Below are 12,103 nucleotides of genomic sequence, written 5' to 3'. Positions count from 1 at the left end.
TCGGCCTTGGCGCGAGTGAAGCACATTCCAATTAAGAATGATTATAAAACTGTATGATGATTGTAGGAATTGCGCGATTGGCGCATCGGCTTTCACCCAAGGCGGTTACGCAGCGCGGCCGGAAACCATCGGCGAGGAGCGCCATCTCCGCCGCATAGGGCTCGAAGAGGATCGGCACGAGAAGGGCCTGGCAAAGGCCGGCGACACCTTCGTCAAATGGGGCGCCGGCGAAGGCAGCGACGGCATTGTCTTCGATGTCGGCAGAAATTGTCACTCGCAAATCTCCAGAGATCCCGGCCAGTCAGCCCTGAAATATGACGGAGACCGCCGACGTCCACAGGGGTCGGACCTAGGTCCCAGCCTCGTCGGACCGAAGTCCCGAGGGTGGAACGCGCATCGGACCATGCCGTTTCAAGGGGGCGAAGGAGATCCTGATATGACCCAGAGCAACAGATCCAGAGTGAATGGCGCCTGCAACCTATGCGTCATCGCCCTTGTCGTCGTGCTTGCCGCCCTTCTCTACGTCTTCGGCGCAGCCATGTCAGGCGATACGCTCCAGTTGACCAAAAGCATAAGAGGCGCGGAAATCTTCGATACCAGGGATCTACCCTGATGCTGTCTGGAAAAATTTCGAGGAAGCGATAGGTTAGTCGGCAAGACTCTTACCGGTATCAAAATGAATTGGCTTCGCCGCTGGAATGCCCGCTCACTCGCCTCCCAATTCTTCATCGCGGGCGGGCTCATATCGATCGCCGCCATGTTCCTGGTCGGCATTCTCGTGACCCATCTTATAGAGGAGGCGGTCATCCATAATTCCGGCGCTGCGACGGCGCTCTATGTGGACAGCGTCGTCGCGCCGCTGCTTCCCGACATGCAGACGGCGTCATTGCTGGACGAAGGCAGCGCCCAGGCGCTGGACGAGACGCTCGGTCAGGGAGCGCTCGGCAGGCGCCTTGTTTCGTTCAAGCTGTGGCGAAGCGACGGCACCATCCTCTATTCGAACGAGAAGGAGCTGGTGGGCAGGACGTTTCCGGTCAACGACAAGCTCCGGCAAGCCTTCGCAGGGTCCCTCGTCGCCCGCTACGAGATCGCCAACGATCCGGAAAGCGACAAGGAGCGCGCGCTCGGCAAGCCGCTGATGGAAATCTACAATCCGGTGCTCCAGCCATGGTCCGGACAGGCGGTCGCCGTCATCGAATTCTACGAGACGGCGGAAGGACTGAGCGACAGTCTGGCCCATGCCAAGCTCCGCAGCTGGGCCGCCGTCGCCGCTCTGACGGCAATCTTTTTCCTCGTTCTCTCCATCCTGGTGTTCCGGGTGAGCCGCACGATAGAAGCGCAACGCAGGGATCTGAAAGAACGGGTCGACGACCTGTCTGCGCTGCTGGCGGAAAACCGCGGGCTTCAACGGCGGCTGCAACGTGCCTCGCAGCGGGCGGCGGCGCTGAACGAAACATATCTGCGCAGCATCGGCGCCGATCTGCACGATGGTCCGGCCCAGCACATTGCCTATGCCTCATTGCGGCTGGACAGCGATATGTTGATCAATGCGTCGACCCATCCCGAGGCGCGCGAAAAGGAGCTCGCGTGGATACGCTCGAGCCTTGCCGAAGCGATGACCGAGATCCGCAATATCTGCAGCGGCCTGGTGCTCCCGCAGATCGAGAAGTCCTCGATCACCGAGATCGTCACGCGGGTGGTCGAAGCGCATCAGCACAAGACCGAAACCCGTGTGGAAACCCTCATCGACGATGATGGACCTGAACTCGCTCCTGCCGTAAAGATCTGTATTTACCGCTTCGTTCAAGAAGCCTTGAACAATGCCTATCGTCACGGCGGCGGCATTCAGCAGGCCGTCAGAGCCGTCTCGCACAATGGTCACGTTCATGTCGAGGTCAGCGATCGCGGCGATGGCTTCGACCCGAGCGAGGTGACGCCGTCGAGCCTCGGCCTGGTGGGACTTCGCGAACGCGTCGACAGCCTGGGAGGGGCATTCGACGTCAAGACGGGCGAAGGAGGGACGACGGTGACCATGACATTCGAGCCTATGGAAGTGGGAGACTAGAGATGACATCCATCACCATCGGGGTCATTGACGACCACCCGCTTTTTCGCGAAGGCGTAACGCGCAGCCTGTCGGAAATTACCGGCTTTTCCGTCGTCGGCGAAGGCGCCAGCAGCGATGATGCGGCAATGATCGCTGCGACCAGCCGCCCCGACGTCATGCTGCTCGATGTCTCGATGCCCGGCGGCGGACTGTCGGCGATCGGCGAAGTGCTGACGCGCAGCCCGACGACAAAGGTGCTGATGTTGACGGTATCCGAGGAAGTGGACACGCTGCTTGGGGCCTTGCAGCGGGGCGCGATGGGCTATGTTCTCAAAGGTGTCGGCTCGCGCGGCCTCGCCGAAGCCATCCAGACAGTGCTGAGCGGATCACGCTATATCTCGCCGACGATGTCGACGAAAGTCATGGAGAGTTCGCTGAATGGCGGCGCGCCTGACAAAAACAGTCTGACGGCACGGGAACGCGAGGTTATGGATCTCGTCTCGCAAGGCTTGTCGAACAAGCATATCGGCTTGCGTCTCAACCTGCAGGAAAAAACCGTGAAGCACCATATGACGCAGATTCTGAGCAAGCTCGGCGTCTCGAACAGGACGGAAGCGGCTCTCCAGTGGCGCGAACGGCGCTAAAGCTCTTCGTTTGATCCCCACTTATCCCGGAACCGCTCACATGTCCGGGCGACGCGCATTTGGAACAGGATATCGTCGGCACCATCGACTGTATGGCTGACGTTTCAGCGAAGATAGCGGCTTAGGCGGCGGACATCGTTTGGCGTCGCTTGCCTGCTGATGATCGTCCGGCCCTTTCCGTCCTTCATGACGTAGCGGCCACTCCGCAAGGTTTCGGTAATGCCGTTCGTGTGCCGGACGTCGATCGAGCCGTCGGAAGCTTCGGTCGCGCTTGCCACTGACCCTGCTGAGGACCCCGTGGAAGAGGAAGAGGATCCGCTGCTGCTGCCGGAATTCCCATTTCCCGAACTGCTACTGCCGCTGCCGCCACTGTTGCCATTGCCATTGCCGCCACCGTTGCCGCCGCTGTTGCCGTTGCCGCCGCCGTTCCCTCCCCCATTGCCGTTACCGCCACCATTTCCATTGCCGTTATTGCCGTCTTTTGCCTGCGCACATCCTGCCGCCAAAACAGGAAGGGGGCCGTCGAGATTCAAGGTCAGCGGTGACGCGACAGCGAAGAGGGCAACGGCCGCGCCGCCGCTCAATCTCAGAAAATCGCGTTTCGAAAAAGTCATGCCATAACCTCGTTCACCCGTTCTGCGCCGTTACCCCTGCAATATAGACGCCGGACAATTTTCGCTGTTCCGACGGCAGAATGCAACGGGACCTAGGTACTAGCTCAGGCAGGACTTTGGTCCGGCCTGCCGATTGCCGGGGCCAGCGCCAGCGCGGCGTGCCGTTCGGAAGATTCGCCTCTCCTCGTCGACAGCCTGCCGCATGGAGCGATGACGCATTTTTCTGGAACTTCTTTCCTTGTCGCCGATTTGATTGTCCAAGAGCAACGAGAGGAAACGGCAATGGCAAACCCGAACGAATCCCCCGCCGTCCAGTCCCTGCGAAAAGAGCAGGCAGAGCAGCGGAAGCGGGGGCAAAGAGGCGATCTCACTCAAGCAATCGAGGATACGTTTCCGGCCTCCGACCCGGTGTCGGCCACCCATACCTCAATTCCTGCCGGCCGCAGCGACATCGAGGCGGCTGAGCGGGTGCAGCGGGAGCCCGACCCCACCAAGCTGGACGAGGAGTTTCCGCTCGTCGATCGAGCCCTGAGTTCCTCCTCCGAAGGATTGGGTGAGGATCGCAAGGACATGCGCGCACTTCGCAAAGACGCCGGCCGGATCGCGGAGTCGGCTTCGGAGCTGGCCTCCGGAACAGCCCGCCTGGCAAAGGCGGAAGCGCGCAGCTTCGCCCAGGAGATCGAGGACAGAATACGCCGGCAGCCGCTGACCTCAGTCGCGATCGTTGCCGGCATCGCCTTCGTCTTCGGTGCGACGCGCTGAGGAGCATCTTCCGAGCGTCCCCGTGAAAATCGCGACCTACAACGTCAACGGGATCAATGGACGACTGGCCATCCTGTTGCGCTGGCTGAAGGAGGACGCCCCCGATGTGGTCTGCCTCCAGGAACTAAAGACCGACGATGGCGGGTTTCCGCGAAAGGAGATCGAGCGGGCCGGCTACGGCGCTGTCTGGCACGGACAGAAATCCTGGAACGGGGTGGCCATCCTGGCGAAGGGCAAGACGCCGATCCTGACGCGGCTCGGCCTTCCCGGCGATCCTGACGATACCCACAGCCGCTATATCGAAGCCGTCATCGACGGCATCGTGATCGGATGCCTGTATCTGCCGAACGGCAATCCGTTCCCGAGTGCCAAGTTCGATTACAAGCTCCGCTGGTTCCGCCGCCTGCACGGCTACGCCGCCGAACTTCTCGAACTCGAGGTGCCTGCGATCCTGGCCGGCGACTTCAACGTCATGCCGACGGAGATCGACGTCTACAAGCCGGAGCGCTGGCAGGACGACGCCCTTTTCCGGCCTGAGGTCCGCAAGGCCTATGCCGAACTCGTCGCCCAGGGTTGGACCGACGGCGTCAGACATCTGCATCCGGGAGAACGCGTCTACACTTTCTGGAAATATTGGCGAAACAGCTTCGAGCGTGACGCGGGGCTGCGGATCGACCACTTCCTGCTCAGCCCGGCCATCGCCCCATGGCTTCGATCGGCAACCGTCCGGAGAAAGCCGCGAGCCTGGGAGCATACGAGCGACCACGCGCCCGTCATGATCGAACTCGACGTTCCGAAGCTGCAGCCGAGCGCTGAGCCGGATGCTGAGGCGTAACAGGAACAGGAACGAGGGAACCTCGCCATATCGCCGGGAGTTTCCTGTCAAAGGGAAGCGCCCCAATGGATGAGAGCAAGAACTACCTGAACACCGACGAAATCCAGGCCGATGACCAGTTGTCGCCGAAGCCTCTCGAAGGAAAGGATCCGCCAAGGCGGGTGCGGAAAAGCGAGGAAGCCATCGCCGAAGGCTCTGACAATACTGAGCACATCCAGGTTGCGCCGCCGGTTACCAATCCGGATTGATCTCGAGCCCGCGGGTTGCGGTCTCAGTCATCGGCGGTGAGACCATAGATGCGGCCGGTCAGCCAAGCCGGCCAATCGCGCTCGAAGAAGGATCTGGCGCTTTCATCGAAGGGGCGGTTTGCACGCCTCGACGGCCTGATCTGATCGCCCTCGAGCCGAACGACGATCTGCTCGTCCCGATCGGCGTCGCGTTCTCTGCGGAAACGATATTCCTCCAGCGGACCTGCGCTCGCCAGCGGCAGGGATTCGCCCGCCGCATCGCATATCGCGCGTGCCCCACGGCTGCCGCCGCCGTCACGAATGAAGACGTCGAGCGCGCTGAGTACGGCTTCGGAGGCGAGCGCCATGTGCCGCCATTGCACGCCCCGGACCGCCTCGGCTGCGCGACCATAGGCGACGCCGTCGGCGCGAATGTCGGCATTCAGCTGCCGCGCTTCGATCAAAGCCCGGGCGACGCTCGATTGATCGCAGATGATCCCGGCCTTCTCGCTCATCCGCGCCTGTACCTCCGAGCGGATTGCTTTGACGGTGAGCGAGCTTTCGGCTCGAAGGGCAGAAAGAAGATCGGCGATGCCCGCCTCTGCGATTCCTGACATATCGCCCGTGGCGGCCCGCTTCGCCCTGCCGCTCGCGCTGATGTGCTCGGCCGCCCGGGTTCCGAACACCTGCCCGGCATTGAGTGCCGCACCACCCGGCCTCGTCACGCCATGCGTGCCGGCCGCTTCGCCGACCGCGTAGCAGCCTGCGAGATTGCTGCGGCCCCAGGTGTCGACCATGATGCCGCCGTTCATGTGCTGGTTGTTGACGGCAAATTCCAGCGGGTCGGCGGCAATGTCGATCTTGTAGCGGCGGTAGAGCTCGATCGCCAGCGCGTTCATGTGCTTCAACCGATCGATTGGCATCTCCTGGCCGGCACCGGCCTTGCCGAGATAGAGGCGGACGTCTTCATCCAGTCTTTCCAGGCTGAACGGCAGGTCGCCCGGCACCGGCAGCGGATTGCGATTGAAGTCCATGAAGACCCGCCGCCCAGCGGCGGTTTCGCTTGATATGGCGAGATCCACCAGGCTCGAGCCGAAATCGAGCATGCGCGTCGCGTGAAATGGCCATTGATAGCCTTTGCGAAAGACGTTCGAGGCCAATTCCTGGGTGCTGCGGTAATACCGCTTGAGGAAGTGGTGTTCGATACCATCGGCATCGACCGAATAGATATGCGGGATTGCCTGGACGTAAGTGCCCGACAGATTCCACGGGAAACCTTCCCTGCGCGTTCCAATGCCGAACTGGCTTTCCGTGAGGTTTACCAGTTCGACGCCGGCCTCGAGCGCCAGTCCGAGAGAGCCGAAACAGCCGTTGGGATAGACGCTGTCACGGTAAAGCTCGCCCGGCCCGCCGGCCGCGAGCACGATCACATCGGTCGCGTACAGCGCGATGCCCAGCGGGTTCTCTTCGGTCCGATCGCCGGCGCGCATGGCGAGTATGCCGACCACATGGCGGTCTGCCCCCTCGCCTTCCGTGAGGATCTTCACCGCCGTCGTCTGGTTGTAGAACGGCACGGCGAGCCGGATCGCCTCTTCGGCGAGCACCTTGACCATCAGGCGTGAGGTGCGCGGACCGCAGCTTGTGGCGCGGCCGACCTCGTCGTGGTCGGTCTGGTATCTCAGCGTTCCCCCGAGTGGATCCTGCGGCAGCGGCAGACCGAGAAACTGCAGCGACGCCATCATCCGAGACGAACCGACCGCCTCGACGTAGGCCGTGTCCTCATCCATCGCGCCGCCGCTGCGGATGGCGCGCGCCATCGCCTTGTAATTGTCGCCCTGATCGGCGGTGTTGGCCGTGTGCAGGGTCTGCTTGTCGGATCCCGAGCAGGCCGAGGTTCCGCCCCAGGCGCTTTGGCTGATGATGACGACGTCGTCGCCGCGCCGCTTCATTTCCACCGCCGCACGCAGACCTGCGGCACCCGATCCGACGACGACGCAACCGGCGCGATAGACCGGCACCTCGATGCCGGCAAGCCGAACCGCTTCCGAAGGGCCAGCTTCGGGAGGAAGCTTGGGCATGTCGACATCGGTCAGTGCGTCAAGAATTTCCTGCGGGACAGCTGTGGTCATCGACGTTCAGCCCAGCGGGATGTCGACCCAGCGCTTCAGCCGGGAGGACTCCATGCATGCGTCGACGATCTGGCAGATGTGATGACCCGTATCGAATGTCGGCCACATCGGCCTGTTTGCGACGATCGAGCGGATCACCTCGGCCGCCTCGATGATCTTGCTTTCGTTGTAACCTATGCCGAAATTCGGCAGAGGAAGGAAAGCTCGGAAGGTGGGATTTTCTGGCCCCACATCGATCTCCCGGAAGCCACGCCGCCCCGTGCGGTCGTCGTTGGAGTAGAAACGCAGCCGGTTTATCTCGTCATAGTTATAGGCGATGCTGCCTTTGGTTCCATAGACTTCGTAGGTCTGCATGAATTTGCGGCCGGTCGCGACACGGCTGAAATCGACGATCCCACCGGCGCCGTTGGCAAAGCGGCAAAGCAGGTTCGTGGCGTCGGGGTTGGTGATATCAGCCCAGGCCTCGTTGCCCGTCAGTTTCACCTCCTCGCCGTAGGCAAGGCCTTCGACGACGGGCCGGCGCGGTGTGACGATGAGATTGTCGGCGATCAGCGAACTGATGCGGCCGACCAGGAAATCCATAAAGCTGAAGATATGCGAACCGGTATCGCCGACGATTCCGGTCGGTGCCAGCTTGCCGTCGGCGCGCCACATGAAAGGGGCTGTGGGATCGCCATACATATCGACGTGCTGGCAGCCGCGAAACAGCTTGATCTCGCCGATTTCGCCGGATTCTATAATGTCTTTCGCGAGATCATGGACCGGATTGCGGGGAAAGGCATGTCCGACACGGGTAATCACACCCTTGTCGCTGGCGATCTCGGCCAGTTCCCGCGCTTCCTCGGCAGTGTTGGCCAGCGGCTTCTCGCAATAGACATGTTTGCCTGCCAGCAGGGCCGCCTTGGCCACAGGATAATGCAGATGATCGGGCAGGCAGATATCGATCAGATCGACCTCGGGATCGGCGACTGCCAGCTTCCAATCCTGATAGATCCTGGCACCGGGCGCCCTGTTGCCGATATCCGCGGCGGCGTCAGGGTTGCCGTCGACAAGCGCCACGATCCGCGCCGTTCCGTCCGACACGCCGAAGAAATGCGGAAAGGTCTGATAGGCCATCGTGTGGACCTTTCCCATCCAGCCCGAGGCGCCAAGCACTGCAACTCTCACTTTAGACATTGTCTTGCTCCCTAGCGGATGTTGGCACGGGCCCGGGGCCTCGCATCATTGCGTTCATAGGCGAAGATCGCCGCCGGCAGTGCGGGCAGCCCCCGAATGAGATCCGATCCCTTTTCGCCGACCATGATCGTCGGCGCGTTGGTATTGCAGGAGGGCACGCGCGGCATGATGGAGGAATCGCAGACCCGGAGGCCTTCGAGGCCATGGACCTTGAGATCCAGTCCGACAACCGCGTCGGGCCCCGTTCCCATCTTGCAGGTGCCCACAGGATGGTGGTCGGTTTTGGCATTGGCGCAGCCATAGTCGAACAGCTGCTCGTCGGTCGCAACCTTCGGTCCGGGAAGCCTTTCGGCCATGACATAGGGTTTCAACGCCGCCTGCTGCATGATCTCGCGGGCGATCTTGAGCCCCTCCAGGGACATCTTCCGGTCGTGCGGATCGGACCAGTAGTTGGGATCGATCAAGGGTGCCGCAGCCGGGTCAGACGATCCCAGGCGGACCGTCCCGCGGGAGCGCGGATGCAGATAGGCGGAATTGAGCGTCACGCCCGCGTTTTTCAGCCGCTCGACGCCGGCCTCGATGCCCGATCCCAAGCCGAGATGGAACTGGATATCGGGAGACCGTGCATCGGGATCGGCATACCAGAAGCCGCCGGTCTCGAAGAGCGACGACGCGACCGGACCGGTGCGGAACAGGACATATTGAAGCCCCGCCCAAAGCGTGCGGTGCAGCTTGGCGACGCCATCATAGGTGTGATCGCCGGTGCATTCGGCGATGACGAACAGATCCAGGTGATCCTGCAGGTTGCCGCCGACACCAGGCAGATCGTGGAGCACCTTGACGCCCACCGATCTGAGATGATCGGCCGGCCCGATGCCGGACTGCAGAAGAAGCTTCGGCGATCCGATGGCGCCCGATGAGATCAGGACTTCGCGTTCGGCGCGCACGACCTCCAAGCCGCGCGCGCTGGCGATCTCGACGCCTGTCGCACGGCCTCCCTCGACGACGATCCGCGCAACGCGCGCCCCCGTGCGGACCGTCAGATTCTTCCGGTCCCTGATCGGCGAGAGATAGGCGAGCGATGCCGAGGAGCGGCGGCGATTGCGCTGCGTCAGCTGATAAAATCCGACGCCCGCCTGCTGGCGACCGTTGAAATCGTGATTATAGGGAATGCCGAGTTCCTGCCCTGCGCGGATATAGGCATCGCAGATCGGCAGCGCTGCCGCCGGCATCGAGACCCCCAGCGGACCGCCGTAGGAATGGTAGTCGTCGGCAAAGCGCTGATTGTCCTCGGCGCGCTTGAAATACGGCAGGATCGAACGGTAGTCCCAGCCTTCGCAGCCGTCTTCACTGGCCCAGAGGTCATAATCCGCAGCATTTCCGCGCGTATAGAGCTGAGCGTTGATCGACGAGCCGCCACCGATGACCTTCGCCTGGGTATAACGCAGCACCCGGCCGTTCATGTGCTTCTGGGGAACGGTTTGCCATCCCCAGCTGGCCACGCCTTTGGTCATCTTGGCGAAGCCGGCCGGCATGTGAAACAGCGGATTCCAGTCGCCCCCGCCCGCTTCGAGCAGGAGGACGCTGACATCAGGATCCTCACTCAGCCGGCTCGCCAAGACGCAGCCTGCCGGACCAGCGCCGGTGATGATGTAATCGAATGCCATTTTACTGTCCTATTTGGGTCCGGCGCACGCCAATGGATCCGTTGAGCAAGTCTTTCGATGCGATGTGGTCCGCGACCCTCAGCGCCTGGCTGGCAACGGTCAGCGCGGGATTGACCGCGGCCGATGTCGGCAGGAAACCGGCGTCGACGACGAAGAGGTTCTCGTGATCATAGGACCGGCAGTAGGGATCGAGCGGCGCTGTCGCGGGGTCGTTGCCGATGCGGACCGTTCCGCATTGATGGGAGGGCGTGCGTTTGTCGAAGGGCCGCGACAGCACGATCGGAAATCCGATCGACTTCAGGATCGCCTTCAGCCTGGCGACGAGCGCCAGATGCGCATCCCAGTTGGTTCGCTGCCATCGGAGAACGATACGGTCTCCATCGACCATGACGCGGCTTTCGGGATTGGGAACATCCTCGCTCATCGCATAGAAGTCGATCGCATGGCTCGTGATGAAGCGTAACAGCCATTCCGGCGCCTGCGGCAGAGAGCCCTTGAGAACCTTTTCGGAGATGCGGCCGAGGAGCTGCACGTTGCCGAGGGGTGGACCTCCCTCCCCGTCGGAGAGATAGAAGTCGTTGAAGGCAAACGTCTTCTGGTAGATGGCGGTGTTCCGGAAGCGTGGCGAAACGCCGATGACGGCGGAGGCATTGTGGTTCATGAAGTTGCGACCCACCTGATCGGAGGAATTCGCCAGCCCCCTGGGGAAGCGGTCATTTTTCGAACGCAGCAAAAGCACCGACGACTGGACGGCGCCAGCCGAAAGGATGACAATCTCAGGCGAAACCGTCAGCGTCTGCCCATTCTTGACATAGGCGACGCGATCGATCCGGTTCCCCGCCCCCGTGTCGAGCCTGATCACTCGCGCATTGGTTTCGAGCCTGACGTTTTCATGTTTCAGCGCCAGCGCAAGCGCTGCCGTCTCGGCGTCCATCTTGCCGTCGCGTGCGTTCGGATGCGCGTCCCAGGGTGTGCGCGCCTTGGAGAGCCAGGTGTCGAGGTCGAGGCCAAGCGGCAGCGAGGACGGATGCAGGCCTTTCTGCTTGAGGCGCGCCCTGATATCGGCGATCGGCGCCTCGTCGGGCACGGGCGGGTAGGCATAATCGGCCGAGTGGTATGGTTCGGTGGGATCTTCGCCCAGGCTGCCGCGAACCTGATAAAGCAGTTCCGCTTTCGAGTACCACGGCTCCAGTTCCTCATAGGGAAACGGCCAGGCCGGCGACACACCCTCGCGGTGCCGGATGACGTCGAAGTCTTGCTTGCGGTAGCGCGACAAGACGGCGCCGTAGAATTTCGAATTGCCGCCGACATTGTAATAATTGCCGGGATTGAAGCCCTTGCCGTCTGCCTCGTACCAGATTTCCTTCGGTCGAAAATGTCCCCGCTGGAAGATGGCGCGCTGGTCGCGATTGACCGGAAGATCGGCGATATGATCGCCGGCTTCGAGGATCAATATCCGCGCGCCCGATACAGCCAGGCCGGCCGCAACCGTGGAGCCGCCGACGCCGGAACCGATGATGACGATGTCTGGTGAACCGCTCATATCAGCACCTGACCGTCACACGATCCGCGCCTGGCTCTCGGGATCGAAGAACACGGCCTTGTCGAGATTGAAGGCGAGGCGTGTGCTTTGTCCGGGCGTGATGCCGGCATCGGCGCGCAGGCGGGCGACGACGGATTTGCCGCCGAGCTTGGTGACGGCGAAGGTGTCGGAGCCGGCCGGTTCGACCACCTCGATCAGGCAGTCGCCCTCGGTGAGCATGCGCGCCTTGCGGTCGGCGCCGTCCGGATCGGTCAGCGCCTCGGGGCGGATGCCGAAGATCACCGGCTTGCCGGTATAGCGGGTCAGACCATTATTGCCTGCCATGACAGGCAGCTTGAGCGGGGCGGCATTCGGCCGCTCCAGCGAGACCTCCAGCCCGCCCGCGCCGTTCTCGACGGTGGCGTTGAGCAGGTTCATCGCCGGCGATCCCATGAAGTCGGCGACGAAGAGATTGGCGGG

Annotated in this window: 13 protein-coding genes; 6 read left to right on the top strand and 7 right to left on the bottom strand. The window is 62.3% G+C overall.

Translation table 11 applies throughout. The features are described 5' to 3' along the window. Positions 1-31: 31 nt before the first annotated feature. Positions 32-274, bottom strand: a complete 243-nt coding sequence (locus CO666_RS20245) for a hypothetical protein (RefSeq protein WP_425352423.1) — start codon at positions 272-274, stop codon at positions 32-34. Positions 275-436: 162 nt separating this feature from the next. On the opposite strand from CO666_RS20245, the gene CO666_RS34210 reads away from it, so the two are divergent. The 3 genes from CO666_RS34210 (at position 437) to CO666_RS20235 (ending at position 2,691) form a co-directional block, all read left to right on the top strand. Beyond that, positions 437-613, top strand: a complete 177-nt coding sequence (locus tag CO666_RS34210) for a hypothetical protein (protein ID WP_179869729.1) — start codon at positions 437-439, stop codon at positions 611-613. Between the two features lie 63 nt (positions 614-676). Next, entirely contained in the window at positions 677-2,065 is a 1,389-nt protein-coding gene (locus tag CO666_RS20240) for a sensor histidine kinase (protein ID WP_097613992.1), read from the top strand. A gap of 2 nt (positions 2,066-2,067) precedes the next feature. After that, a complete protein-coding gene (locus CO666_RS20235) occupies positions 2,068-2,691 on the top strand; it encodes a response regulator (RefSeq protein WP_097613991.1) in 624 nt (207 codons plus the stop codon). 104 nt (positions 2,692-2,795) lie between these two features. On the opposite strand, the gene CO666_RS20230 is transcribed toward CO666_RS20235, so the two are convergent. Next, the gene (locus tag CO666_RS20230; RefSeq protein ID WP_097613990.1) at positions 2,796-3,305 is read right to left on the bottom strand and encodes a hypothetical protein; all 510 of its coding nucleotides are present in this window, start codon (positions 3,303-3,305) and stop codon (positions 2,796-2,798) included. 282 nt (positions 3,306-3,587) lie between these two features. Here CO666_RS20230 and CO666_RS20225 point away from each other — a divergent pair, with 282 nt between their 5' ends. The 3 genes from CO666_RS20225 to CO666_RS20215 all read left to right on the top strand — a co-directional run bounded on the left by CO666_RS20225 (position 3,588) and on the right by CO666_RS20215 (position 5,150). Continuing rightward, on the top strand, positions 3,588-4,067 hold the full coding sequence (locus CO666_RS20225; protein ID WP_097613989.1) for a hypothetical protein: 480 nt from the start codon (positions 3,588-3,590) through the stop codon (positions 4,065-4,067). Between the two features lie 22 nt (positions 4,068-4,089). Further along, positions 4,090-4,902, top strand: coding sequence for an exodeoxyribonuclease III (xth, locus tag CO666_RS20220; protein WP_097613988.1), 813 nt, complete (start codon positions 4,090-4,092; stop codon positions 4,900-4,902). 65 nt (positions 4,903-4,967) lie between these two features. Continuing rightward, positions 4,968-5,150, top strand: coding sequence for a hypothetical protein (locus tag CO666_RS20215; RefSeq protein ID WP_097613987.1), 183 nt, complete (start codon positions 4,968-4,970; stop codon positions 5,148-5,150). Between the two features lie 23 nt (positions 5,151-5,173). On the opposite strand, the gene CO666_RS20210 is transcribed toward CO666_RS20215, so the two are convergent. From CO666_RS20210 to CO666_RS20190, 5 genes are all read right to left on the bottom strand, one after another. Beyond that, the gene (locus tag CO666_RS20210) at positions 5,174-7,258 is read right to left on the bottom strand and encodes an FAD-dependent oxidoreductase (RefSeq protein WP_097613986.1); all 2,085 of its coding nucleotides are present in this window, start codon (positions 7,256-7,258) and stop codon (positions 5,174-5,176) included. A gap of 6 nt (positions 7,259-7,264) precedes the next feature. Continuing rightward, complete coding sequence (locus CO666_RS20205; protein WP_097613985.1) at positions 7,265-8,434, bottom strand: Gfo/Idh/MocA family protein; 1,170 nt, start codon at positions 8,432-8,434, stop codon at positions 7,265-7,267. A gap of 11 nt (positions 8,435-8,445) precedes the next feature. After that, complete coding sequence (locus CO666_RS20200) at positions 8,446-10,101, bottom strand: GMC family oxidoreductase (RefSeq protein ID WP_097613984.1); 1,656 nt, start codon at positions 10,099-10,101, stop codon at positions 8,446-8,448. A 1-nt stretch (position 10,102) separates the two neighbouring features. After that, positions 10,103-11,644, bottom strand: a complete 1,542-nt coding sequence (locus tag CO666_RS20195) for a GMC oxidoreductase (RefSeq protein ID WP_097613983.1) — start codon at positions 11,642-11,644, stop codon at positions 10,103-10,105. 15 nt (positions 11,645-11,659) lie between these two features. Continuing rightward, a partial coding sequence (locus CO666_RS20190; RefSeq protein ID WP_143540333.1) for a TOBE domain-containing protein occupies positions 11,660-12,103 on the bottom strand: 444 nt, incomplete at its 5' end.

The sequence above is a fragment of the Rhizobium chutanense genome (assembly GCF_002531935.1).
In the GTDB taxonomy this organism is placed as follows: Bacteria; Pseudomonadota; Alphaproteobacteria; order Rhizobiales; family Rhizobiaceae; genus Rhizobium; species Rhizobium chutanense.
The sequence above is the reverse complement of the archived record's forward strand: the minus strand, read 5'-3'. Positions and strand labels throughout refer to the sequence as shown.